Origin of the sequence: Clostridium sp. CCUG 7971 (assembly GCF_017590215.1) — a bacterium.
Classification (GTDB): Bacteria; Bacillota; Clostridia; order Peptostreptococcales; family Peptostreptococcaceae; genus Faecalimicrobium.
This window is the reverse complement of sequence record NZ_JAFFPK010000049.1, coordinates 1-25,464: the sequence shown is the minus strand read 5'-3', so window position 1 is coordinate 25,464 and position 25,464 is coordinate 1. Positions and strand designations below refer to the sequence as shown.

General features: G+C 26.8%; 25 protein-coding genes. 4 read left to right on the top strand and 21 right to left on the bottom strand.

From position 1 onward, the window contains the following. Positions 1-25: 25 nt before the first annotated feature. From tsf to JWF52_RS07040, 5 genes are all read right to left on the bottom strand, one after another. On the bottom strand, positions 26-934 hold the full coding sequence (gene tsf, locus JWF52_RS07055) for a translation elongation factor Ts (RefSeq protein WP_208332867.1): 909 nt from the start codon (positions 932-934) through the stop codon (positions 26-28). A 69-nt stretch (positions 935-1,003) separates the two neighbouring features. After that, entirely contained in the window at positions 1,004-1,720 is a 717-nt protein-coding gene (gene rpsB / locus JWF52_RS07050; protein WP_042273559.1) for a 30S ribosomal protein S2, read from the bottom strand. 203 nt (positions 1,721-1,923) lie between these two features. Next, the gene (locus JWF52_RS07045; RefSeq protein ID WP_286184041.1) at positions 1,924-2,772 is read right to left on the bottom strand and encodes a D-alanyl-D-alanine carboxypeptidase family protein; all 849 of its coding nucleotides are present in this window, start codon (positions 2,770-2,772) and stop codon (positions 1,924-1,926) included. A gap of 32 nt (positions 2,773-2,804) precedes the next feature. Continuing rightward, positions 2,805-3,110, bottom strand: a complete 306-nt coding sequence (locus tag JWF52_RS19250; protein ID WP_353654891.1) for a D-alanyl-D-alanine carboxypeptidase family protein — start codon at positions 3,108-3,110, stop codon at positions 2,805-2,807. 82 nt (positions 3,111-3,192) lie between these two features. After that, the gene (locus tag JWF52_RS07040) at positions 3,193-4,251 is read right to left on the bottom strand and encodes a potassium channel family protein (RefSeq protein ID WP_208332866.1); all 1,059 of its coding nucleotides are present in this window, start codon (positions 4,249-4,251) and stop codon (positions 3,193-3,195) included. Positions 4,252-4,436: 185 nt separating this feature from the next. Between JWF52_RS07040 and JWF52_RS07035 the strand changes: the two genes are divergently transcribed. From JWF52_RS07035 to JWF52_RS07025, 3 genes are all read left to right on the top strand, one after another. Further along, positions 4,437-6,368, top strand: coding sequence for a sensor histidine kinase (locus JWF52_RS07035; RefSeq protein WP_208332865.1), 1,932 nt, complete (start codon positions 4,437-4,439; stop codon positions 6,366-6,368). Between the two features lie 111 nt (positions 6,369-6,479). Continuing rightward, positions 6,480-7,589, top strand: coding sequence for a DEAD/DEAH box helicase (locus JWF52_RS07030; protein ID WP_208332864.1), 1,110 nt, complete (start codon positions 6,480-6,482; stop codon positions 7,587-7,589). A gap of 93 nt (positions 7,590-7,682) precedes the next feature. Then, positions 7,683-7,862 (top strand): hypothetical protein, encoded by a 180-nt coding sequence (locus JWF52_RS07025; protein WP_208332863.1) that lies wholly within the window; start codon positions 7,683-7,685, stop codon positions 7,860-7,862. 44 nt (positions 7,863-7,906) lie between these two features. On the opposite strand, the gene JWF52_RS07020 is transcribed toward JWF52_RS07025, so the two are convergent. The 12 genes from JWF52_RS07020 to JWF52_RS06965 form a co-directional block, all read right to left on the bottom strand. Next, positions 7,907-8,497 carry a 3D domain-containing protein gene (locus JWF52_RS07020; RefSeq protein ID WP_208332862.1) on the bottom strand — a complete coding sequence of 197 codons (591 nt, stop codon included), beginning with the start codon at positions 8,495-8,497 and terminating at the stop codon, positions 7,907-7,909. 250 nt (positions 8,498-8,747) lie between these two features. Continuing rightward, a complete protein-coding gene (gene rbsB, locus JWF52_RS07015) occupies positions 8,748-9,641 on the bottom strand; it encodes a ribose ABC transporter substrate-binding protein RbsB (protein ID WP_353654890.1) in 894 nt (297 codons plus the stop codon). 12 nt (positions 9,642-9,653) lie between these two features. Continuing rightward, positions 9,654-10,625 (bottom strand): ribose ABC transporter permease, encoded by a 972-nt coding sequence (rbsC, locus tag JWF52_RS07010; RefSeq protein WP_208332858.1) that lies wholly within the window; start codon positions 10,623-10,625, stop codon positions 9,654-9,656. A gap of 2 nt (positions 10,626-10,627) precedes the next feature. Next, the gene (rbsA, locus tag JWF52_RS07005) at positions 10,628-12,118 is read right to left on the bottom strand and encodes a ribose ABC transporter ATP-binding protein RbsA (RefSeq protein ID WP_208332856.1); all 1,491 of its coding nucleotides are present in this window, start codon (positions 12,116-12,118) and stop codon (positions 10,628-10,630) included. A 33-nt stretch (positions 12,119-12,151) separates the two neighbouring features. Continuing rightward, positions 12,152-12,547, bottom strand: a complete 396-nt coding sequence (rbsD, locus tag JWF52_RS07000) for a D-ribose pyranase (RefSeq protein WP_208332855.1) — start codon at positions 12,545-12,547, stop codon at positions 12,152-12,154. 5 nt (positions 12,548-12,552) lie between these two features. Then, on the bottom strand, positions 12,553-13,461 hold the full coding sequence (gene rbsK, locus JWF52_RS06995; RefSeq protein WP_208332853.1) for a ribokinase: 909 nt from the start codon (positions 13,459-13,461) through the stop codon (positions 12,553-12,555). A 588-nt stretch (positions 13,462-14,049) separates the two neighbouring features. Next, entirely contained in the window at positions 14,050-17,295 is a 3,246-nt protein-coding gene (locus JWF52_RS06990; RefSeq protein WP_208332851.1) for a ligand-binding sensor domain-containing protein, read from the bottom strand. 126 nt (positions 17,296-17,421) lie between these two features. Continuing rightward, positions 17,422-18,051 carry a hypothetical protein gene (locus JWF52_RS06985; RefSeq protein ID WP_208332848.1) on the bottom strand — a complete coding sequence of 210 codons (630 nt, stop codon included), beginning with the start codon at positions 18,049-18,051 and terminating at the stop codon, positions 17,422-17,424. 159 nt (positions 18,052-18,210) lie between these two features. Then, positions 18,211-19,155: a protein kinase domain-containing protein gene (locus tag JWF52_RS06980; protein ID WP_208332846.1), complete on the bottom strand. Its 945-nt coding sequence runs from the start codon at positions 19,153-19,155 to the stop codon at positions 18,211-18,213. A gap of 465 nt (positions 19,156-19,620) precedes the next feature. Next, positions 19,621-20,946, bottom strand: coding sequence for a VanW family protein (locus JWF52_RS06975; protein ID WP_208332844.1), 1,326 nt, complete (start codon positions 20,944-20,946; stop codon positions 19,621-19,623). 97 nt (positions 20,947-21,043) lie between these two features. Further along, positions 21,044-21,673 (bottom strand): endonuclease/exonuclease/phosphatase family protein, encoded by a 630-nt coding sequence (locus JWF52_RS06970; protein ID WP_208332843.1) that lies wholly within the window; start codon positions 21,671-21,673, stop codon positions 21,044-21,046. A gap of 171 nt (positions 21,674-21,844) precedes the next feature. Beyond that, positions 21,845-22,006 carry a hypothetical protein gene (locus tag JWF52_RS06965; protein ID WP_208332841.1) on the bottom strand — a complete coding sequence of 54 codons (162 nt, stop codon included), beginning with the start codon at positions 22,004-22,006 and terminating at the stop codon, positions 21,845-21,847. A gap of 408 nt (positions 22,007-22,414) precedes the next feature. Between JWF52_RS06965 and JWF52_RS06960 the strand changes: the two genes are divergently transcribed. Continuing rightward, positions 22,415-22,795, top strand: coding sequence for a hypothetical protein (locus JWF52_RS06960; protein ID WP_208332840.1), 381 nt, complete (start codon positions 22,415-22,417; stop codon positions 22,793-22,795). 91 nt (positions 22,796-22,886) lie between these two features. Here JWF52_RS06960 and JWF52_RS06955 read toward each other — a convergent pair whose 3' ends face one another. The 4 genes from JWF52_RS06955 to JWF52_RS06940 form a co-directional block, all read right to left on the bottom strand. Continuing rightward, on the bottom strand, positions 22,887-23,093 hold the full coding sequence (locus JWF52_RS06955) for a hypothetical protein (RefSeq protein ID WP_042273536.1): 207 nt from the start codon (positions 23,091-23,093) through the stop codon (positions 22,887-22,889). Positions 23,094-23,298: 205 nt separating this feature from the next. Next, on the bottom strand, positions 23,299-23,514 hold the full coding sequence (locus tag JWF52_RS06950) for a thioredoxin domain-containing protein (RefSeq protein WP_353654889.1): 216 nt from the start codon (positions 23,512-23,514) through the stop codon (positions 23,299-23,301). A gap of 201 nt (positions 23,515-23,715) precedes the next feature. Then, entirely contained in the window at positions 23,716-24,111 is a 396-nt protein-coding gene (locus tag JWF52_RS06945) for an LURP-one-related/scramblase family protein (RefSeq protein ID WP_502711247.1), read from the bottom strand. 281 nt (positions 24,112-24,392) lie between these two features. Continuing rightward, a complete protein-coding gene (locus tag JWF52_RS06940) occupies positions 24,393-25,310 on the bottom strand; it encodes a PfkB family carbohydrate kinase (RefSeq protein ID WP_208332838.1) in 918 nt (305 codons plus the stop codon). Between the last annotated feature and the right edge of the window lie 154 nt (positions 25,311-25,464).

Sequence of the window (25,464 nt, the reverse complement as noted above, 5' to 3'; positions counted from 1 at the left end):
ACACTTAAGTGTTCTCTTTTAACAATTACTTAAGTTGCTTAGCAACTTCTTCTGCAAAGTTTTCTTCTTTCTTTTCTATACCTTCTCCAACTTCGAATCTAACAACTTTAACAACTTCTATTTCAGCTCCTACTTTTTTAGCAGTTTCTGCAACTAATTGCTTTATTGTTAAATCTCCATTTTTAACGAAAGGTTGTTCTAATAAGCAAACTTCTTTTAATTGCTTTTCTAATCTACCTTTTATCATTTTCTCAACTATGTTAGCTGGCTTTCCTTCATTTAAAGCTTGTTGAGTTAATATTTCTGTTTCGTGAGCTATGTATTCAGCATCTACATCGTTTCTTGAAACGTACTTAGGGTTCATAGCTGCAACTTGCATTGCTATATCTCTTCCCATAGCTACAACTTCTGCATCTCTTGCAGTAGTTGCCATTTCAACTAAGACACCTATTTTTCCACCACCATGTATGTATCCAGCAACTTGCCCTTCAGTAGTTAACTTAACGAATCTTCTTAAGTCTAACTTTTCTCCTATTTTAGCAGTTCTGTTGTTTAAAACTTCTTGTAAAGATATTCCTTCTGGATGAGTTTCAGCTAATAATCCAGCAACATCTTCGTTAGATGTAGATAAAGCCATTACAGCAGCATCTTTAACGAAAGTTTTGAAATCTTCGTTTTTAGCAACGAAATCTGTTTCTGAGTTTACTTCTACCATTGATGCAACAGTGTTGTCAGCGTTCATTTCTATACAAACTAAACCTTCTGCAGCAACTCTATCAGCCTTCTTAGCAGCTTTAGATAAACCTTTTTCTCTTAATATATCTACGGCTCTTTCCATGTTTCCTTCAGCTTCTTGTAAAGCTTTTTTACAGTCCATCATTCCAGCGCCAGTACTTTCTCTTAACTCTTTAACCATTTGTGCAGTTATAGCCATTTTGGTATCCTCCTACATATTATTAATGGTAAGGGTTAGACCCTTACCATTTAGTTGTAATTTTTTTGATTATGCTTGTTCTTCTTCAGATACTTCTTCTTCAGCACCTTGTCTTCCTTCTATTATAGCATTTGCCATAGCAGCAGTTATTAATTTAACAGCTCTTATAGCATCATCATTTCCAGGTATAGCGTAATCTAATTCTTCTGGATCACAGTTAGTATCAACTATTCCGAATACTTGTATTCCTAATCTGTGAGCTTCTTGTATAGCTATGCTTTCTTTTCTTGGGTCAACTACGAACATAGCTCCTGGTAATTCAGGCATATCCTTCATACCATTTAAGTATTTTTCTAATTTTTCTTTTTCAGCTCTTAATTTTATAACTTCTTTTTTAGGTAAAACGTTGAATACACCTTCGTTTTCCATTTTTTCTAATTCTCTTAATTTCTTGATTCTTGTTTGTATAGTATTGTGGTTTGTTAACATTCCACCTAACCATCTTTCATTTACGTAGAACATTCCACATCTTTCAGCTTCGTCTTTTATAGCATCTTGAGCTTGTTTCTTAGTTCCTACGAATAAAACTGGCTTTCCAGTTTCAGCTACTTCTTTCATAGCCTTGTAAGCTTCTTCAGCTTTCTTTACAGTCTTTTGTAAGTCTATGATGTATATTCCGTTTCTTTCTGTGAAGATGTATTTAGCCATTTTAGGGTTCCATCTTCTAGTTTGATGTCCAAAATGAACACCAGCTTCTAATAATTGTTTCATTGATATTACTGACATGTTGCTACCTCCTTGGTTTTATACCTCCGACATGATCATCTCCCAAAAAAACCATTTTAGGCACCTTTTCAGGATCCCATTGTCGTGTGTGATTATTTAATTTTTTCACCTCTAGTAGTATATCATAGAGATTTATAAATTACAATATTTTTTATTTCTTTTATTTTTTACTCTTTTTATCTAAATTATATACATTTTTCTTTTTATCTAATCAGCAATATCATTTTAATTTTTGTTTTGAAAGATGCATGATTTACATCATTTTCACTTACTATATTTGCACTACCTAAAATTTCTCCATCATCAGTATAATATTTTATTACTCCAAGTACGTCTCCTTTTTTAACAGGATAACTTACTTCCTTAAATGTAACCTGACAATTTAAATTTTCTTCATTACCTATAATAGTGTAAAGTTCATTGTCTGCTTTTAATGATACTTCTAATTCTTCTAAACCTTTTATATATTTCTTACCTATTAATTGATTTTTTTCAACTACCTTTTTAGTATTAAAATTATCTTTTCCATAGTTTAACATAGAAAGCGATGCTGATAACCTTTTATCTTTATGGTTTGCACCAAGTGTTACACCAATTAATCTTCTTTCTTTTTCATTTTTATCAGTTTCATTTACTTTCATCGAAAAAGATAGACAATACCCTGCATTTCCTGTATATCCAGTTTTAATACCATCTACTTCTGGTAACATTCTAAGTAGTGCATTTGTATTATTTTTTACAAATCCTCTTTCAGGATATGAATAAGTAGACATATCAGTTATAGCAGTTACTTCTTTTTCATAATTGTCAAACATGTATTTTCCAAGAGTAGCTATATCTCTTGCAGTTGATATATTTTCTTTAGGTGGCTTTTTAGGATCACTTAAATCATATATAGGAAGACCATTACAATTTACAAAATGTGTATTTGTCATTCCTATATCACTTGCTTTTTTATTCATTCTTTCTACAAATGTTTTGTCATCCTTACCTATGTGTTTCGCTATTGCCACTGCTGCGTCATTTCCAGATACTATCATAAGCCCTTTCATAAGTTCGTATAAAGGTACTTTTTCTCCTACTTTTAATGATAACTTGAACCTCTAACTTTAGCAATCGATGCATCTACTGTTATTATATCTGTCTTTTTAACTTCCTTATTTTCTATAGCTTCTATTGCTAGTAAAAATGTCATCATTTTACTTAAACTAGCTAAAGGTAGTTTTGCATCTGGATTTTTTTCATATAAAACTCTATTTGTATCTTGGTCAATAAGTATTGATGATTTTGAGTACTTATCAATATTTTTATCTTTAGCATATGTTATTGTAGGAGTTGTACATGCTAAGATTATGAAAAGTATCAATAGTTGTTGAATTTTCTTTTTCACAGTTGTCACCTTCTTGAATTAATAAGTATATATTAGTTTTTTCCTTTTTAGGTTGATAATATATGTGTAATAATTTACTAACTTACCTTATCATTCTTTTTATTACCACAGATGCCCACGTTGCACCAATTGTGACTCCTAAAAAAACTTCAATGCTTACTAGTATTTTTCCAAATATACTAGTTACAATCATATCACCATATCCAACAGTACTAAATGTAACCATGCTAAAATACCACAAATCTATATATGACTTTATAATTTCTAAAAAGCTATATTGATTTAAATTATATACATTTACTCCAATCACATTGTTACTTATACTTTTTATTCCTGTAAACATATATAAAAATGCAAATATGCTTATTATAAGAAATGCTATGATAAATATATTCCAAGGTCTCTCCCCATAACCTATAGTATATCTTGATAAAATATCAAAAAGCTTTTCTGACATATAGTCTCTATAACTCGGGTAGTCTGATGCTTTCATAGTTTTTGACCCATAAGCTCTTTCTTTATAATAATAATGACCTATTCTTTCATGATCACCTATTTTTTGTGCTTGATTTCTAGCTATTTTATAATTAACTTTACCATTTAAATAAGATTCTTTTTTATAGTCAATATTTTTAAGTATAAATTTTGTACATCCGTTAAAGCTTATCCCATCCATCCTAGGAAGGTTTTTAACTTTATTGATAGTAAGATTTTGGCCTCTAAATTTAACCTTTTCAAATATTTTTTCATTTATATGTTTTTTATTGAATTCAACTTTATAAAAGATACAATTATTATCAAATATGCTATCTTTAAATGATACTTTTTCTTTAAAGTATATATTTTCAAAATATACATTTCCTCTAAACTCATATTCACTAAAAATAACTTCTTTTAAAAATTTAGTTTCTATAAATTTTAATTCATCATATTCATAATCTATAACTTCATTTATATCAAATTTATCTTCAAATATAAATCCACTAAAATCGCTTATTTTTTCTTCTTTTATTTTTTCTATAAATACTTTATTTTCATTATCATTTTTATTATGTTTATGGAATATACAATAACCACTTTCATCAGCTTTATTTTCACACCATCTATCTTCACATATATTTGATTTCCATTTACAACTCATTGCTTCCTCCAAATTTACAATGCTATAACTTTTACTTATAGTTTTAATATTATTTCTATTTCTATTCTTATATTTTTAATAACCATTTATTTTTCCATTATTTACCATGAAGAAGTTTAATCATAGGTTTTATGATATTTGTTATAATAATATTTAATAAATAAAAACTACAAAGGACACTCATCATGAAAAATAAATTTTTTAAAATTATTACATTCATATTTTTAGTTGTTAATATATTTTTTTATCCTATAAAAATAAATGCACAAGATAAAAGTATATTATTTATTAGTTCATATTCTCCAGGTTTTACTAGCTTTAATGATCAAATTAAAGGTTTATCTGATGAACTTAACTCTAAATATGATTTACAAATTGAATATATGGATGGGAAAAAGTTTAAATCTGAACAAAGTGAAGAAACATTTTATAATTTGTTAAAGTTTAAGATTAAGAATTATAAAAAATTTGATGCAATAATTTTAGGCGACGATATGGCCTTAAATTTCGGTTTGAAATATAAAGACTCTTTATTTGATGATGTACCAATTGTTTTCTTTGGGGTAAGTGAAGAAAGTAATATAAAAAAAGCTAAAGAATTAAATATTAGTGGAGGTGTAATTGAATCCCCTTCTATATCTGAGAATTTAGATTTAATAAATACGCTTTATCCTAAAAACAGTAAAGAAAAAAGAAACTTAGTTTTAATTACAGGTGATGCAAAAAGATATAAAAAAGAAATAAATGAATTTTATAGTTTTAAAGATTCATATAAACAATTTAATTTTAAATATTTACCTATGCCATCAGAAGTTAATAATGACTTTCTAAATGATCTATTAAAATTAAATTCTGATAAAGATATTGTATTTTTCCTATATCCTTATCGTGATGGAGCTGGAAAGTCTATAAGTGTTGAAAAGTCTATTGATGTAATCAATGAAAATATTAAAGCTCCTATTTTTACGAATTTAAGTTATGATATTTACAAAAATATGATAGGTGGTAAGGTTATTAACCATTATGAACAAGGTAAAGAGGCTGCTAAGTTAATTAATGATATTTTAAGTAATAAAATATCATTACCAAAATTTATAAATAATAATGAAGCTAATATATGGATGTTTAATTATGACAATTTAAAGAAAAATAATATTTCCTTAAATTCGATTCCAAAAGAATCTATAATAATAAATAAACCTACTCCATTTTTAATAAAGTATAAAGGATTAATACTTCCCGTTAGCTTTACTATACTAGGCTTTATATTAATAATTATAGCTCTTTTAATTAAATCAATAAGACATAAAAAATATCAAGATGAATTAATGCGTGCAAAACAGCTTGCTGAAGATGCAAACAATACTAAAAGTAATTTTATATCAAATATAAGCCATGAACTTAGAACTCCAGTTGCAGTTATATCTTCTTCTAATCAACTTTTGAGGAAGATAAATAATAATACTAATAATAATATCGATAATACGTTAGATATTATTGATCAAAATGCTAATAGACTTATTAGACTTATTAACAATATAATTGATATTGCAAAAATAGATTCTGGTTTTGGTGATTTAAATTTAAAAAATATAGATGTAATAACTTTAATAGAAGATACAGTATTATCAGTTATTCCTTATGCTATATCTAAGGAGTTAGAAATAGTATTTGACACTAATACCGAAGAATTAATAATGGCTGTTGACTCAGAAAAAATAGAAAGAATCGTTTTAAACCTACTTTCTAATGCTATTAAATTTTCTAAAAGTAACTCAAAGATACTTGCTAATATAGTTGTTAAAGATAAATTACTTATATTTATTGTTAAGGACTTTGGAATAGGAATAGATGATAAAAACTTATCTAAGATATTTGATAAATTTACTCAAATAGATGATAGTTTTACTAAATATAATGAAGGTAGTGGTATAGGTTTATCTATTGTAAAGTCATTTGTAGATTTACATGAAGGAACTATATCTGTAGATTCGAAGATAAATAAAGGCTCTACATTTAAAGTAAGTATTCCTATTAAAATTATTGAAGAATTTAATACTGTATCTGGAGATAACCTTTCTAATGTTAATATAGAGTTATCAGACATAATTAGATAAAAATTTCATTTTTAGGTCATAAATATTAGTATTAATCTAAATATTATGATATTATTAATAGATTACAATCTTATAATTTAATTAAATACACATAAATGAAAGGTAAGAAAAATGAATTTTAATAATTTAGGAATTAATGAAAATATAGTAAATATTTTAAATAGAAACGGCATTACAAATCCAACGCCAGTACAAGAACAAAGTATTGAACTTATTAAATCTGGAAATGACGTTATTGCTCAAGCTCAAACTGGTACTGGTAAAACTTTAGCTTTTTTACTACCTATATTTGAAAATATTGATTTAAGCAATAATCATATACAAGCTTTAATCATATCACCAACTAGAGAACTTGCTATTCAAATAACTGAAGAAGCTATGAAGCTTAAAGAAGGTAAAGATTTAAATATTCTAGCAGCTTATGGTGGTAAAGATATAAGCTCTCAATTAAAAAAGTTAAAGGGTAATATTCATTTAGTAATAGCTACTCCAGGTAGACTTATAGATCATATAATGAGAAAAACTATCGATCTTAGTAAATTAAAAACACTAGTCCTTGATGAAGCTGACGAAATGCTTTTTATGGGGTTTAAAAATGATATAGAGTCTATAATAAGTGCTATACCTAAAAAGCGCCAAATATTATGTTTTTCTGCTACTATGGATTCACAAGTTAAAAAACTTGCTTATAGATATATGAAAGACCCTTCAGTAGTTACCGTTGCTAAAGCCGATGTAACTCTTGATAATATAGTTCAAGAAGTAGTTGAAACTACTGACAGACATAAACAAGATGCATTATGTAGTGTACTAAATGAAGATAATCCATTTATGGCTATAATATTTTGTAGAACAAAAGCAAGAGTTGATAAACTAGAAGAAGGTCTTTATCAAAGAGGATTTAACTGTGCTAAATTACACAGTGATATACAACAATCTAAGCGTGAAAGAATAATGAGATCATTCAGAAATGCTGATATTCAATACCTAATAGCTACTGATGTTGCTGCTAGAGGTCTTGATGTTAGTGGTGTTAGTCATATTTATAACTATGATATACCTGAAAGTGTTGAGTCATATGTACATCGTATAGGTAGATGTGGTAGAGCTGGTGAAAAAGGTTATACTTGTTTATTCATAGATCCAAAAAATGAAAGGATGCTAGAAGAAATTGAAAAAACTATAAAACTTAGTATCCCAAAAAGAACAATAAACATATAATTAGTATATAATCTCAATATATATCATATATACTATTTAAGTTTATTATAAAAACTTAAATAAAGTAAATTAAAGGGAGGAATATATATTTCCATGGACAGGATCTGGGATATTTTGTTAATAACTGCTATGGGTATTTGTATGGTTTCATTTGATATTTTTATGAAATCAAATCAGTTAGTATTTGTAATATTATCATCATTTGGAATAATATTAAGTACTTTTATGCTTATAGTAAATAGCAAAAAATATCTTACTAAATCTAAAAAATAATAAAAGGAGGGATAATCCCTCCTTTTATTTTTAAATAGTTTAAACTATTTAAGTACTTGTATTTCTATAGTTCTTCTTCCCCAGTTATAACACTCTTTTCTTGTATTCATAAATATATCTATTTTATTTCCTTTTATAGCTCCACCAGTATTATTTGCTACAAATACTTGATCAAAATAAGGTATATAAACCTTTGTTCCATAAGGTATTACCTTAGGATCAACTGCAATAGTTCCCCATACAGGTTTTTGCCCTGTTGATGTTGTACTATATCCTGTATATGCTGTTGCAACTACATTCATAGCATACTTACTTTGATTTTCTGTTGATGTATTACTTGTATTGGAATTAGTATTGTTTGAACTTGACCCTACTTTTATATATTTCCCACTTGACCATCCTTCTTTATTATTTGATAGTCTTACTTTATGCCATCCATTGCTACTACTTAATATTGTCACAGAATTATTTCTATATAAAGATCCTATTACTTTATATTTAGTCGATGGACCACTTCTTACATTGAGCTTTGATGTAGTGACTACTCCTGTACTATCTGCATATGAATCTAGAGTATTAAAAGCGAATATGAATGAACAAAGAAGCATACAAATTATCATTGTTTTCTTTATCATAAAATCCTCCCAATTATCTTTTTTATACCAACATTATAATTTTCAGTTTTTGTTACTATTTTGTAATTTTTATATTTATAATAGTAATCTAATTGTAACTAATTTGTAAACCTTTTTTTGGAAATTTTTTTATTTTCTAAACACCTTTATATTTTTTAGAATATTTTTAATTTTTTAAGAATATAATTATTACTTAATTTATTTAAATAAAAAATGGCATTGCCAATAATTTTGACAATACCATTTTTTATTACTTAGTTATTAATTTTAATTCAACCGGTATATAAGCATCTATCTTTTCATTACTTAATAATTTATGAACTGCTTCAACTGCTGTTTCACCTATTAGTATTGGTTGTTGTGCCACTGTTGCTGCCATTTTTCCTTTTTTAACTGCATCAACAGCATCCTCTGTTGCATCAAACCCAACTACTAACACCTCTTTCATACCTGCACCTTCTAGTGCTTTTTGAGCACCTAGTGCCATTTCATCATTTTGTGCAAATACTGCAGATATATCTGATTTAGATTGTATTATATTTTCCATAACTGAAAGTCCTTTAGTTCTATCAAAGTCTGCACTTTGTTTTGATACTAGATTAAAGCTACTTCCTTTAATACCATCTTCAAATCCCTTACCTCTATCTCTAGTTGCAGAAGATCCTGCTATACCTTCAAGTTCAACTATATTTCCTTGTCCACCAAGTTTTTCTATTAAAAACTTAGCTGCCATATCTCCACCAGCTACATTATCTGATGCTATATGAGATACTACTTTTCCACCATTTGAAGCTCTATCTACTGTTACAACCGGCAAATCTGAATTATTTGCAATCATAACTGATGCTACTGCTGAATCTGAATCTACAGGATTTAAAAGAACTACGTCTACATTTTTAACGCTTATATCTTCCATGTTAGATACTTCTTTAGCTGGGTCATTTTGTGAATCAAGTACTACCACCTCATACCCTAACTCTTTAGCTTTTTTTATAACTCCATCTCTCAAATCTACGAAAAATGGATTATTTAATGTTGATACTATAAGCCCTATTTTTTTAGTATCATTATCTACTTGTCTACATCCTACTAATGTTAAACAGCTTAACACTAGTACCATTGTTATAGAAAGAAATTTTTTCATTTTCATTTCCTCCTAGTTATTTTTTCTATCTAAAAGTACTGCTATTAATATAACTATACCTTTAACCATCATTTGGTAATATGATGATACGTCTAATATGTTAAGTGCATTACTTAATACTCCGATTATTAATGCCCCTATTATAGTTCCACTTATTTTACCTTTACCACCAGCTAGCTTTGTTCCTCCAAGAACTACTGCTGCTATTGCGTCTAATTCATAACCTGTACCTGCTGTTGGTTGTGCTGAATATAATCTTGATGTTATTATGATACCTGCTATTGAAGCTAATATACCACTTATAGTGTATACCCATATTTTTATTTTATCTGTATTAAGTCCTGATAACTTTGTTGCTTCTTCATTTGAACCTAATGCATATGTATATCTTCCCATTTTAGTGCTTTTAAGGACATATGCACAAACTACAAATACTACTAACATTATTATTGCTGGAGTCGGTATACCAAATATCATACCTCCACCTATATTTCCAAATTTAATAGCTAAATCGTTACTTCCTAAAGTTATTGGTTTACCATCTGTAAATACTAATGTTAAACCTCTTAAAATTGTCATTGTTGCTAATGTTGCTATGAAAGGTTGTAATTTTCCTTTTGCTATTACAAATCCATTTAAAAATCCAACGAAAGCTCCAACTAATATTGCTGCTATTATTCCTACTACTATACTTTGCCCTGAAGCAAGTAAACTTGCACATACTGCTCCACTTATTGCAAGAATTGAACCTACTGAAAGATCTATTCCTCCAGTTAATATAACAAAAGTCATACCCGCTGCTATTATTGCATTTACAGAAGTTTGTCTAAGTATATTAAATATATTTTTACTACTTAAAAACGATGGACTTAATATCGATACGACTGCTATTAATAATACTAGTCCTATTAAACTTTTATATTTTACTACAATTTCCTTCATGTCTATACTCTTTTTATTTTGTTTTTCTACTTTAGCTGTCAATTTTATGCCTCCTTAGCTTCTACTGCACACTTTAATATTGATTCTTGAGTCGCATCTTTTATGTCAAACTCTCCTGTTACTACCCCTTGACTTAAAACCATTATTCTATCGCTAAGTCCAAGTATTTCTGGCATTTCAGAACTTATCATTATTACTGCTTTACCACTATTTTTAAACTCATTTATAAGATCATATATTTCCTTTTTAGCTCCAACGTCTACTCCACGAGTAGGTTCATCAAGTATTAATACATCAGGGTGAGTCATTAAAGCTTTTGCTATTGCAATCTTTTGTTGATTTCCTCCACTTAAATTTCTTATTAGTTGATTTTCACTTGGAGTTTTTATTCTCATTCTATCTATATAATTTTTAACTCTTTCAAGTTCTTTAAATTTATTTATTTTAAATAAAGATGATACTCTATCTAAAGATGATATAGACATATTTTCTTTAACTGATAAATCAAGTATTAACCCGTCTCCTTTTCTATCTTCAGAAACGTATGCTATTCTATTTTTAAGTGCATCTTTAGCACTTTTATTATCTATTAATTTTCCGTACTTGTATATTTGACCACTAGTCTTTTTAAAGTGACCATATATAGTTTTGGCAAGTTCCGTTCTTCCTGCCCCCATTAAACCTGATATTCCTAAAATCTCTCCTGCTTTAACTTCAAAGCTTATATTATTTATATATTCATTAGTAAGATTTTTAACTTCTAATACTGTCTCTCCCATTTTTGTTTTCACTCTTGGAAATTGGTCTGTAAGTTTTCTTCCTACCATCATTTCTATCATCTTATCTTCATCTAAGTTTGATACTTCTTCATATCCAACGTACTTTCCATCTCTAAGAACTGTTATAGCATCACATATTTCAAATATTTCTTTTAATCTATGAGATATATAAACTATTGCCTTACCTTCATTTTTAAGTTCGTTTATTACATTAAATAAACTTTTTGTTTCTTTATCAGTAAGAGCATCTGTTGGCTCATCCATGATTATTATTTTTGCATCTAGTGATAATGCCTTTGCTATTTCTACCATTTGCATTTGAGCTATACTTAAGTTTTCTACTAATTCTTTTGAACTTATTTCTACATTTAATTTTTGTAATAATTTATCTGCATCAGCATGAAGCTTATTAAAATCTATTCTAAATCCACTTTTAGGCTCACGACCTAAGAATATATTTTCACCTATACTTAAATCTTTAACTAAGTTAAGTTCTTGGTGTATTATAGCTATTCCCTTTTCACCTGCATCTTTTGGACCTTTTATATCTGTTTCTATTCCTTGGTAGAATATTTGCCCACCATCTTTTTTGTAAACTCCACTTAATATTTTCATAAGTGTAGATTTTCCTGCTCCATTTTCTCCCATAAGTGCCATTACACGACCTTCATATAACTCTAAATTTACACCATCTAAAGCTTTTACACCTGGGAACTCTTTAACTATATTGTTCATTTTCAGAATCGGTTTATTCATTTTATTACCTCTTAATGTTCATAATAATTTTGTCTAGAATACTACACCTGATTTTAATATTATATTTGCATATGGAGAACATTCTCCAGTTCTTACTACTGCCTTACTCTCTTTTGTCATATTTTTAAATTCTTCATGACTTACTTTAGTTACTTTTATATTTTCAAATCTTTTTAGTATTTCTTTGTATATAGCATTGTTTTTACCTTCTATTTCACTAGCTATTACTATTTCTTCAACGCATAATTCTTCAAGTACTACATCTAATGTATCTAAAAATGATGGTACATCATGTGTTAATGCTAAATCTATTCTAGATACATTTTCAGGAATAGGTAATCCACAGTCTCCGATAGTTAAACTATCAGTATGTCCCATTTTTGATATTGTATATGATAATTCACTATTTATAAGTTTAGTTCTTTTCATTTTTTCTACCCCCTAAAGTTTAATACATCATTAAGTGTTGGTAGAGAACTTTGAGCTCCTTCTTTCATAACACTAAGTGCTCCAACTTTTGATGCAAAATCCATTGCTTCTTCAACATGTTTATCATTTGCAAATGCTACTGACAACGCTCCTGTGTAACTATCTCCTGCTGCAGTTGTATCTACAGCATCTACTTTATATGCTTTTTTAAACATTGATTTTTCTTTATTTATATATAAACTTCCTTTTGAACCTAATGTAACTATAAGTTCTTTAACACCTTTTTCAATCATTATCTTTGCAGCTTTTAATATATCATCTTCAGAATTTATTTCTACTCCACTTATTATTTCAAGCTCTGTTTCATTAGGAGTTAATAGATCAACATTTTCTATTAATTCATCTTCTAATTTAACAGCTGGTGCTGGATTAAGTATTGTATACTTGTTAAGCTCTTTTGCTCTTTTAAGTGCATACTTTATAGTATCAAGAGGTGTCTCAAGTTGAACAACTACTATATCACTATTTTTAATAGCATCTAAATTTTTATCTATATAAGATTTATCTACCTTATAGTTAGCTCCTGGAGCAACTACTATTGAATTTTCTGCATTTTTATCTACTGTTATAAGAGCTACACCAGTAGGTCCTTTTTCTATATTTATGTATCTTGTATCTACATTATCATTTTTAAGTGCATTTATCATTGTTTGACCGAAACTATCATCTCCAACTTTTCCTATCATAGATACATTAGCTCCTAATCTTGCCATAGCAACTGCTTGATTAGCACCTTTTCCGCCAGGTACTTCTTTGAAGTTACTTCCTATTAATGTTTGTCCACCTTTAGGCATAGTATCTACTTTAACTACTAAATCCATATTAAGGCTACCTATTACACATATTTTTTTCATGTCTACCTCCTAACAAATACACTATCTATATTATTTTTTAAAATATTTTTATCGTTATCATTTAATTACTTTATATAGAGTATCATATTAATTTATTTAGTGCAACATATTAATTGTTTTTTATTTATATTAATTAATATTTAGACATTTTAAAACACCTATTGTTATTTTTTTACCATAAAATAGGTGTTTTTAGATATAATTATTCATCTTTTATAATTTATGTTACACTCATATATTTTTAATATATTTTAAGCTTGAAATTAATTTAAAGACCATTTTTTTACTTTACCTAACATAGTAACAGACCCATTTGAGACCATTACACTACCTTTATTTCGTATTGAGTAAATCGTTTTTATTCTGAACCTTATTTTAAATTATATCCAACTTTTTTCTTTTCTACGTTTTAAAATAAACCTCATAATTTCCATTAATCTCTTTTCATCTTTGCTTCTGAATAAGAAAGCGTGATTTACCTAATACTGTATACTAAATTATTTCATTATATGTTTGAAATTATTGTTTTATCATGAAATAAATAAATTAAGTAATAAAAAAATGCTGTGAATAATTCACAGCATCTTTTTATATATTTTCTATTTTTAATTTAAATTCTTTACTCTGTTTTATAGGAAGTATAACTATAAATTCGCTACCTAATCCTAATTCACTTTCTACATATATTTTCCCTCTATGAAGCTCTATTATTTGCCTTGATAGTGTTAATCCTAAACCATTTCCACCATATTCTTCTGTTGTGTCTTCATAAGCTTGTGTAAATCTGTCAAATATTGACTCATGATATTTAGGGTCTATTCCTATTCCTGTATCTTTAACTGAGATTCTTACAGCTTTACCTAAATCCCATATATTGACTTCTATTTTACCCTTAGGTTTTGTAAACTTAATTGCATTCGATATAAGATTTATAATTGTTCTTTCAATTTCTAAGTTATCACATTCTATATATTTTTCTTCTATATCAGGTTCTATAATAAGTTGAATTCCTTTTTCTTCAATATAGTCCTTCATAGAAAGAACAGCTTCTTCAACTAAATAAATAATATCATATTTTTTTATATTTAACTTGTAACTTCCTGACTCTATTTTCGATGTATGAATTATGTTGTCTATTAAGCTAATTAGTCTATTGCAATTTTTATCCATAATTTTCATATGATGGCTTATTTTTTCCTTTGGTATATGTTCTTCTTTTTTGTTTAAATTTTCTATAAGATTTCGAATTGAAACTATAACATTTAAAGGTGTTCTTAGTTCATGTGATAAGTTTACAAAATAATTATTCTTATATTTTTCCTGTTTTAGTAATTTTAAATAAAGATCTTTATTTTCAGCTAGTTTTTTATTTAATTCTATAGTTCTTTGCTTTACTAGTCCATCTAATATTTTAACCCTATTCCATACTATAAATACTATACCTAGTAAAATAGATATGTACCCCATATATGCAATGGGTGTTTTCCATAATGGATTTTCTATTTCTATATTTATTTGAGAAGGATTGCTCCATTTCCCACTAGAATTTCTTCCAACTACTTCAAAGGTATATTTGCCTGGTTCTAAATTAGTATAGCTTGCATTATTTCTATTCTCTGAAAAAACCCAGTCTTTATCTAATCCAGATAATTTATATGCATATTGTATTTTACTTGTATTTCTATAGTCTGGAACAAAAAAATTAAATTGTAATTGATTATTCTCATAACTTAATTTCATATCACTTGTTAATGATAGCAATTCACCATTACTACTAATATCTTCTATAGTAACATCTGGTGTAAAATATTTTTCCTTTAAAGTTTCTGGTACAAAGCTGGTTAATCCATTTATTCCTCCAAAGAATATTTCACCATTTTTACTTTTATAATATGAATACTGGTTAAATTCATTTGATTGAAGACCATCTGTACTATCAAAATTTATGAATTTCTCTTTATGAACATCAAATTTTGAAATACCATAATTAGTGCTTATCCATACATCTTCATACTTATCTAAAATCACTCCATATACAAAATTATTAGCTAGTCCATCATATTCTGTATATCTAGTAATTTCTTCACTTTCTTTATTGAATTTAATTAAACCATAATCAGTTCCAACCCAAATATTACCTTTACTATCTGCGTTAACTGATAGTACTGTATCATTACTTTGTTCGCTTGTTCTAACAAAGTTATAGCTTTTAACTTTCTTTGTAGCTTTGTCGTATTTTATTAATTCACCTTCAACTCCTCCTGCAAACCACATGGTTTTATCCTTATCTTCAACTATATCTGCAATTGAGTCTTTATTTACTCCAATTTGTTTAAATATTTCTGTATAGTTAGTGAATTTATTTTTTCTATCAAAGCTACATAATCCGTCCTTAGTACCAATCCAAAGTGTTTCTTCACTATCTATATATAAACTTCTTACATCATTATTAGATAATCCATCTTCTTCTTTGTATACTGTAATTTTGTTTGTGCTTTTATCAAGTTTATTCAATCCATATTCAGTCGCTATCCAAATTTCATTATTTATTCCTGTTATATCTCTTACTAAATCATTACTAAGAGATATATCACTATTATTATTTATCCTAGTTACTTCATTGTTTTTTCTATCAAATATGTTAATACCGTTATGGTTTGTTCCTATCCATAATAATTCTTCATTATCTTCATATATCCCTGAAATCATATTTTCACTTAAAGAGTTTTTATTAAGAGGATCATTTTTATAGTGGTTAAATAAATTATCTGGATTAAATAAGCTTGCTCCCGACCATGTACCAATCCAAATAGTACCTACTTTAGATTCATATAAACTTAAGACCTCGTTAGAAGACAAGCTCCTATTATCATATCCTTTTGATCTATATGTAGTGAAATTGTTAGTTTTTTCATCAAGTTTACTAAGTCCATGATCAGTTGCAATCCATACAATATTACGACTATCTCTTAATATATCTTTGACATAATTTCCTGCGATGCTATTAGTATCTTTTGATGCCATAAATTTTTCTACTTTTCCATTACTTAGATCAATTTTATTTAGTCCAGCATAATAGGTTCCTATCCATAAAAAATTTAAATCGTCTATATAAACCTTATAAATATAATTACTACTAATAGCGTTTTCATCTTCATCATTTGCATAATATTTAACTACCTTATTAGTATCTTTACTTATTCTATTAAGCCCTTCTTTAGTACCAACCCAATAATATCCATTATTATCTTCTGCTATTGAATTTATAAATTGATTACTTAATGAATAGTCTTCATCTTTAGAATCATACAATCTAATAAAATTATCATTTTTTTTATCATATTTATTTAGTCCATTTTCTGTTGCTATTAATATATCTCCTTCTTTAGATACTAATATGTCTTTTATCTGATTATTAGAGATATTGCATCCATTTTTATTAGATAAATAGTTTGTTATACTTTTACTTTTATCATTATTAATTTTATTTAACCCCTTAGTTGTAGCCACCCAAATATTACCTTCTAAATCCTCTGCTATATCTGTTACTTGATTTCCGCTAAGACTATTTTCTTCATCTTTCTTAGATTTATATACTTCAAATTTATGACCATTGTACTTATTTAATCCATCACTTGTTCCAAGCCACATATACCCATTACTGTCTTGGAATATAGATTTTATAGTAGTTTGAGATAATCCATCTCCTATTGTTATTCTTTTAAAATTTCTATTTTCTTCATTATTTATAGCTGATACATCTTCTACCCTTAGACCTATTAGCAATAATGAAAATAATATACTAGCAAGTATCCCCTTAGTTCCCCTATTCATTATTTCACCCTTTGCTTTATTTAATTCGTCTCTAAATTATACCATTTTTTACTATTTATTGTATACAAAATTACATAAAGCAACATATAAAAAGGACTAATTTAGATTAAATTAGTCCTTTTATCTTTATTTATGATTTTCTATTATAGTTTTTGTAGTATCCACATCTTTAGCAACACATCTTTGGCTGTTTATTCTCTCTGATACTAACATTACATTAACTATATCTTTTAATTCTTTTATTAAGTTATCTATATCCTTTTTATTAACTTCTTTACTCTCATCTTTATTATCTAATATAGTTTTTGTTGTATCTACATCTTTAGCAACACATCTTTGGCTATTTATTCTTTCTGATACTAATACTGTATTTATAATTCCTTTAGCTTCATCTGCTAGTTCTTTAATTTGTTCTGTAGTAAATTCTTCACTCTCATCCTTATTGTCTAATATAGTCTTTGTTGTGTCTACATCTTTTGCAACACATCTTTGACTGTTCACTCTTTCTGATACTAGTACGGTATTTGCTATTCCTTTTATTTCTTTTGTTAATGATTGTAATTCTTTTCCTATTGTATCTAAGTCATGTTGAGTGAATTCTTCACTTTCATCTTTATGATTTAGTATAGTCTTTGTTGTATCAATATCTTTTGCAACACATCTTTGGCTATTTATTCTTTCTGATACTAACATTGTGTTTAATAGACCTAATAGTTCTTCTTTTAAACTAATTAGACCTTCTTTTAAGTTTTTCATATAGCTCACCTCGCTGATAATTTTAATCTTCTTTATTATATTTTTATAATTTGAAATATACAAGAACTTTTTTACAAAAATATTTTAACCTTAATTTAACTTTATATTAAAATACCCATATTTCATGGAAATATGAGTATTTTTCTTTATTAATAGTTTTTATATAACACTAAGTATCATTACAGATACAAGAGCAACCATTGAAGCTGCTAATAATAATTTAGTACTTCTTCTTTTTTTATCTTTAGTATCAACTTCATTAAATTCTTCAATTTCTTGAACTTCTTCTTCTATATCTGCCTTTTCGTACATTATAGAGCTTAAATCTATTATTATATCTTGAATATTATTGTATTTTTTATCTCTGCTTAAAAGTCTTTTTATAACATTTATAAGTTCATCGTTTCCATTTATCGCTTTTAATTCATTCCATGCGATACCTTTATCTATAAGTCTAAGCATTTCCTCATCATTATTAGCTTCTCCAAATGGTAATTTTTTAAATATAGATTCAAATAAAATAAGTCCTAAAGTAAAGTAATCACTTTCTTCATCTGTATAGTTGATACATAATTGATGAGGGCATAAATATTTAACTTCGTCACATACTCTTAAATTTACGCCATTATTAGCCTTAGTTGTTCCAAATCCAAATATTTTCACATTATACATTTCATCTACTATTATATTCCCTGGATTCAAATCTCCATGATATACACGGTTTGTATGAGTCACTTCTAATGCTTTTAGAATTTGTGTTGATATATTTATAATTGCTTCTAAATGTAGGTAGTTTCCAGATATTAAATCATCAAGACCAATTCCTTCGCTGTATTCACTAACTATATAATATAGTGTAGTTAATTCTGTGCAATGAATTCCAACATCTATTATTTTTAATATATAGGGTGAGTGTATTTGCTTAATCATTGTACTTTCATCTATTAAGTTTGACACAAAATCTTCATATATATTAGGATTATGTTCTATTACCTTTATAAGTACCGTTTTATTATCATAAGCATCTCTTGCTTTATAAATTTTGTTAAGGTCAATATCCCCTGCACAATTTATTATCTCATATCTATTGCCTATAAAATTCAACTTTTTCTCCCCCCTTTCCTATCCTTTTATAAGAATAATTATATCAATTTGTGTAATATTTTTCCATATATTGTAGTATTATATTTTTCTTAATTTAATAAAAAATTCACTTTACTCATATCGCTCAAGTAATTCGCCCATACGTGGCTCAAACGACCGACAAACCAGGTCCGTTTCTTGAAAAACTGTGTTTACGAATAATTTTAATCTTAGTAGTTGGAAATTATATTTATCCATAAACCAGATAAAATAAAATTTCCTTATATGTAAAAAACCGCACATATTTTATATGTACGGTTTTTGTTAGGATTACTTTAATTAGTATATATTTTTAATAAACTTGAATTTATTATATCTCTTTTTTTTATATATTTAAATAGTAAATAATTGAATATCTATTGATTTTATTCTAGCTCACAATTTTTAGGTGATAATATTTAAAATCATTTTTATACAGTATTTTTATTATTTCTTAGGCTTTTTATATACACTCTTTGCTATATACTCAGTTTGTATCGTTTTACCACTTCCATCTTTATACACTCTGTATGTTTTAGCTGCATCTTTACCATTTTCTTTAAATGCATCTACTTTTATAGATATATTTTTTTTATCATTTACATTACCATAAATTTTAGACGTTACTGTTCCATTTCCTACACTAGTTTTTACATATACAGGATGCTTATATGGATTTTTAAATCTAAAATCTGTTCCTCCATCATTTACCATAGCATCTTGGCCTATAGGTGCATATGTTGATAATAGTGAATGATTTCTAACAGATGTTACATTAACTCCTGAGTATAATACTGCATTATATAAAGTTGTTGAAACTTGGCAAACCCCTCCACCAAGACCTTCTTGCAACTCTCCATTTACTATAACTGGTGCATCTTTGTATCCATTTGATCTAGTTCTCATTCCTGTTAGATTATTATATGAAAACTCTTCACCTGGCATTAGTAATACGTCACTACTTTTTCTAGCTGATACACTTATATTAGCAACTCTATTTGGACTATTTCCAAATTTAGTAGTGTATTGTCCTAGTAGTGCATTTACACTTTGAGCATCTTCAGTTGTAACGTGCGGCTTCTTAATGTCAACTTTAAGTTCTATATCACCATGTTTCTTACTTTCAAGCATATTATAAATACTTTCTTTAGTTGATGCTATATCTAATTCTTTTCCTGTTTGAGATGAAGTCGTACTGATGCTTCCTCCATGAGATATGCTAACACTTGCATTTATCATATCTACATTTATTTTATCTGATATTTTCTTAATCGCTTGACTTAAAAGTGCTTCATCATAAGAAGGCTTTATTTCTAAATTTTTCTTATTTTTCTTAAGATTAAAATATCTTTTTATATTTTCAAAATATGAGTCCGTTTTAGTATAATTGAAAGCTTCATCTACAGCTTTTTCTACACTATATTTTAAATTTATATCTTGTGCTGAAATTTCATATTTTTGTCCATCATGCACTAAATTTATACTTTTAGGAGCATTACTTGCATGGACACTTTCAATAGCTTTTTCTTTTGTCATGTCTGACACATCAACACCTTCTATTGAAATATTTTTAGCTATAGTATTACTGTATATATATGTTTGGTTGAAATGGTCTAACATAAACCCTAAAATAAAAACAGTCGCAGCAAGTGATATTATTAAATTTTTATGTTTCGACTTTTTATGTTTCTTTGACCTTTTTGATTTTTTAGGCTTTCTCGTTTCATTACTAGCTTTTTTACTTACGTTTTTCTCAGTTTCTTTTTTGATCATTACCCCACCTCATTTTTAAGACTAAGTAGATTATATTTTAATATATTTTTTTAAACAAGATATTGATGTCATATGTAACCTTATTGTTACAATTTCCTTAAATTTTCCCTATAATTGGATAGTGGTCTGACAATTTTATCTTATCAACGACATAATCATCTATTAGAATTATTTTATCTATAAATATATAATCTATTCTTGCATCAGTTTTAAAAAAAGTACATATATCATACTTTCCTGTATATACTGCCATATCATTATAATTACTTAAACTTATATTTTTTTCATTAAAATCACCACATATAATACTTTTACCCTCCACATTATACAAATAACTTAATATTTCATTTATTTGGGTTTGTCTTTCATATTTATCTAACCCTAAATGAGTATTTATAATATTCATCTTTCCATACTCCGAAAGTATGTTTGCATTCAAAAAACCTCTTTGTTCGTTTTTACTAGTTAGTAGAGTATGTTCATTATTATATATTTCTTTATTTGAAAATATACATATACCATACATCACTCCAGGCTTAATTACGTTAGCAGCAAATACACCATCCATTTTTAGATCTGATTTTAATTTTGCAAATTGAGGGTAAAGTACTTCTTGTAGGCAAATAACATCTGCATCTAAATTTTTTAAATACTTAGAAATTTTCCCTAAAGTTATTTTATTATTTGCATCCATACCTTTATGAATATTATAGGATACAATCTTCATAATAATTTCCTCCTTTTATACTTTTATTATTTTTTTATTATCCTTGCATCAAAATTAAGATATTGCTATAGATGGCTATTTTACTGTATAATACGAAAAAACCTAGCTTAGTATCGTATTTTACCCAAGCTAGGTTTTACTCAATCGTTTTATATTAAATTTATACATTTATTAATGTTTAATCTCCTTTTTTATTTTGGTAAATTTTCCTTGGCTACCAACAAATGCAAATCCCATTTTTTTATATATTTCATTTAACTCCATTAAAGTAACTTCCCCATTTTTTAAATTTGCTAACGTTATATCTTGTATTTTTCTAGGTGTAATTATCATCAGTTCCTACTCCTTTTAAGTTAGTTATATTATATTATATTTTTATATTTTTAATTTATTCCACTTTTAATTAATTATTTTTATAAGATATTTTATAAATTATTTTTAATTTACATTTTCAAACAATCGTTCTTACAAGTTTATTATACACCAAACAATCGTTCGATTTCAATATAAAAAATATATTTCTTTTACATTTTTTTATTTTTTTCTACATAAAATTTATTTCCTAGTATTTAATATCAATATATATAAAAAAAATACTAATTTTGTAATATTATAGATGATACCTTTTCTTGTATATTTTATTTATTAGTAGTACTATTATCTTAAAGAGGTATCTATTTAAATTTAAAATATCATTTTAAGCAAGATATACAATATATTATACAAGGTAGGGGGATACTGTTGAAAAGCAAAACTAATAATACTATTGAATTTAAACCAAAAGATAGTTCTGGATATGATTTTAATAAAAAACATCCACTTAATAATAAAAACTTAGGTGACTCTGCTAAGGTTATTCCTTATTCTAAAAGAAAGAAAAAAAATAAACTTAAGTCCTTAAAAATAAATAAACAAGTGGATAAATTCGAAAATTTACATCCTTTTTTTAAAAAATATAAACCTATTATAATATTATTTATTGTTATGCTATTTATTTCTTTTATATCTTTCATAAATAAAAAGGCTCTAAATAATAGCTACGGACATGATAACAAGTACTTTTTTTCAAATTTTGCAATTGGTGTAACTTCACTTGATTACCAACTTGCATATGAAACATAACTTATATACCGGTTATATAAAAATTAATAATTTAATAAAGGATGCATGTACCATTAGTACATGCACCTTTTATTAACATATAAAGTTATAACTATTTTTTAATAGTATCTTTAACCACTTTACCTACAGCTTTACCAGTATTTAAAGTTTCTTTACCTACATTATATCCACCTTTTATAGCTTCTTTAGCAACAGATCCTACTCCATTTATTACTTCTTTTCCTATCTGTTCTACTGGATCTACAACTTTTTTAATTGTTTTTTCAACTTTTCCTTGTTCTCTAGGTGTTTGTGCCATCTATCACATCTCCAATATATAATAAAATTTATTACATAAATCTACCCTTTAATACATTTTATGCGCGTACATTTTATTTGTTACAATAATAGTTATATGTAAAATAATTATTAGTTAGATATGCTTTTAATTTTTGTGTTGAATTTATAACTTTGGCATAAAAATAAAAAACTAGAGGAAGTTCCTCTAGTTTTTATTTTTATAATTATACGTATGCTTTTAATTTAGTTATTAAACTTTCTTTTGGCATAAATCCAACCATTGTTTCTACAGGTTCTCCACCTTTGAAAACTATTATTGTTGGCACTGTACTTACATTATATTTTCTTGCTATATCTAAACTCTCGTCTATATCCACTTTACCAAAACCAATCTGAGCACCCATATCACTTGCTACTTCTTCAAATACTGGAGCTAGCATTTTACATGGACCACACCAAGTAGCAAAAAATCTACTACGTATACCCCGTCTCCACCTTCTACATTTGCTATAAATTCATTTGTACTTAATACATTTGCCATAACTATTCTCCTTTAATTATAATTTTATATACCATAGTTATTATTTACTTTTTTTATTATTTTACTTCTTATTTTGTGTATTATTTTATTTAAACTAAGTCTATTGATTATTTTTCCTCTTATCTTTTATATTGTCTATTATAACAACTAAACATAATATAAATGCTTCATCTTCAAAGTTTATGTTAACACTATAATTATCAGTAAAAGCAAAAAGTTCTTTGCTTGCTGTTGCTATAACTTTATTCCCTTGAAATATCTCATAATCTATTCCAAAAATATCCCCTTTTACAGTCAAATCTCCATAATTACTATTTATTTTTATATTATCTTTAAAAAAAGTTAGCTTTTGATCTACAGCTGCTACTACTTTATTATTTTCAAGAATCTCGTAATTACTCATAAATGTTAACAGTTTTTCCTTTACGCTATAAATTATTGAACTATTTTTCATAATATCAAATTGTAGACCTATAGATAAAAACTTTTTATCTATAAAAATGCATCTTCTTCATATTCATTCCTTATCCAAAAGTCTTCTTTAATTTTAAATAATTTAGATTTCATATAATATTTCATATTTTTCCCCTTTAAATTAATATTCTTTAATATTAATTTAATTCTATCATATCTATTTATAAATTTTAACTTTTATATTTACATATATTTTATTATATATTATAATAGCTTTAGGGAAAACTTGTACCAGCGGGTATAAGTCGACGCTAGCCCAAAAAACACCTATCTTTGATAGGTGTTTTTATATTTATAAAAGTTTTATACTATAACTTTATTATCTAATATATATTCATTTTTATTAAATTTATCTTTTTCCAATCTACTTTTCTCACTGTTAACAACTCTAGAAGATACTTTATTTGCAATATGACAACATTCTTCAAAACTACATCCTAAAGAGTATGATGAAATTATAGCTCCTATATGACTATCTCCAGCTCCTATAGTATTTATTACTTCAGTTTTTATAGCCTCTACAAATTTATAATTATCTTTATCAAAATAAAGCACTCCATTTTCTCCAAGAGTGATAAATACAGTATTATTAGTTATATTATTCAAGTATTTAGCCGCACTTAGTACATCTTTTTCATTAGTAAATTTTACAGCTTCTTCTTCATTAAGGTGAAGTATTGGATTTAATTTAAATATCTTATTTAAAATTTCTTTTTCTATAAAGTTAATTCTTGGACCTGGACCAAAAAATAAATTTTTATTTCTTTGTTTTTCTAACCAACTAGATATAATACACCCGTTATAGCCTTCCATTTCATAGCCTGATATGTATATATTTTTATAATTACTACTATCTATATTATCTAACCAGTTCATTTTATATCTATATTCCATTCCTTTTATAGTTATAAACGTCCTTTCTCCATCATTTTCTACTAAACATAAGCAATAACCATTATCTTCTCCATCTTCTTTTATGTGTATTTTATAATTATTTTCCACAAGTTCTTTTTTTATTAAACTTGCATATATACCTTCTCCAACTGGAGATATTAAATCATGTTCTACCCCAAAATTTTTTAATATTGTTGCTACATTATAAGCGCATCCTCCCATGGAAATAACTTGCTTTTTACATAAAATATCATCATTTGTTTTTGGTAATGAGTCTACATTTATTATTACATCTACATATACATTACCAATTATCAAAGTCTTCATCTTGCATCCCCCTGTTAAGTTATTACTTATTGATTTATATTAAATTCAATATAATCTATACTTTTCCTTTTGATAATTAAATTCTTTTATTTTGGAACATAAAAAAACACCTAACTCTAGGTGTCTTTGTTTACTATTGGTGCCCAGAGGCGGA

Coding starts and splice junctions, on each gene's coding strand:
- tsf (WP_208332867.1), bottom strand. CDS start 934: ATGGCTATAACTGCACAAATGGTTAAAGAGTTAAGAGAAAGTACTGGC.
- JWF52_RS07030 (WP_208332864.1), top strand. CDS start 6,480: ATGAATTTTAATAATTTAGGAATTAATGAAAATATAGTAAATATTTTA.
- JWF52_RS06965 (WP_208332841.1), bottom strand. CDS start 22,006: ATGATAATTACACCTAGAAAAATACAAGATATAACGTTAGCAAATTTA.
- JWF52_RS07045 (WP_286184041.1), bottom strand. CDS start 2,772: ATGAAAGGGCTTATGATAGTATCTGGAAATGACGCAGCAGTGGCAATA.
- rpsB (WP_042273559.1), bottom strand. CDS start 1,720: ATGTCAGTAATATCAATGAAACAATTATTAGAAGCTGGTGTTCATTTT.
- JWF52_RS06990 (WP_208332851.1), bottom strand. CDS start 17,295: ATGAATAGGGGAACTAAGGGGATACTTGCTAGTATATTATTTTCATTA.
- JWF52_RS06955 (WP_042273536.1), bottom strand. CDS start 23,093: ATGGCACAAACACCTAGAGAACAAGGAAAAGTTGAAAAAACAATTAAA.
- JWF52_RS06940 (WP_208332838.1), bottom strand. CDS start 25,310: ATGAAGACTTTGATAATTGGTAATGTATATGTAGATGTAATAATAAAT.
- rbsA (WP_208332856.1), bottom strand. CDS start 12,118: ATGAATAAACCGATTCTGAAAATGAACAATATAGTTAAAGAGTTCCCA.
- JWF52_RS07025 (WP_208332863.1), top strand. CDS start 7,683: ATGGACAGGATCTGGGATATTTTGTTAATAACTGCTATGGGTATTTGT.
- JWF52_RS06970 (WP_208332843.1), bottom strand. CDS start 21,673: ATGAAGATTGTATCCTATAATATTCATAAAGGTATGGATGCAAATAAT.
- rbsD (WP_208332855.1), bottom strand. CDS start 12,547: ATGAAAAGAACTAAACTTATAAATAGTGAATTATCATATACAATATCA.
- rbsK (WP_208332853.1), bottom strand. CDS start 13,461: ATGAAAAAAATATGTGTAATAGGTAGCCTTAATATGGATTTAGTAGTT.
- JWF52_RS06975 (WP_208332844.1), bottom strand. CDS start 20,946: ATGATCAAAAAAGAAACTGAGAAAAACGTAAGTAAAAAAGCTAGTAAT.
- JWF52_RS07035 (WP_208332865.1), top strand. CDS start 4,437: ATGAAAAATAAATTTTTTAAAATTATTACATTCATATTTTTAGTTGTT.
- JWF52_RS07040 (WP_208332866.1), bottom strand. CDS start 4,251: ATGAGTTGTAAATGGAAATCAAATATATGTGAAGATAGATGGTGTGAA.
- JWF52_RS06950 (WP_353654889.1), bottom strand. CDS start 23,514: ATGCTAGCTCCAGTATTTGAAGAAGTAGCAAGTGATATGGGTGCTCAG.
- JWF52_RS06985 (WP_208332848.1), bottom strand. CDS start 18,051: ATGAAAAACTTAAAAGAAGGTCTAATTAGTTTAAAAGAAGAACTATTA.
- JWF52_RS07020 (WP_208332862.1), bottom strand. CDS start 8,497: ATGATAAAGAAAACAATGATAATTTGTATGCTTCTTTGTTCATTCATA.
- rbsB (WP_353654890.1), bottom strand. CDS start 9,641: ATGAAAAAATTTCTTTCTATAACAATGGTACTAGTGTTAAGCTGTTTA.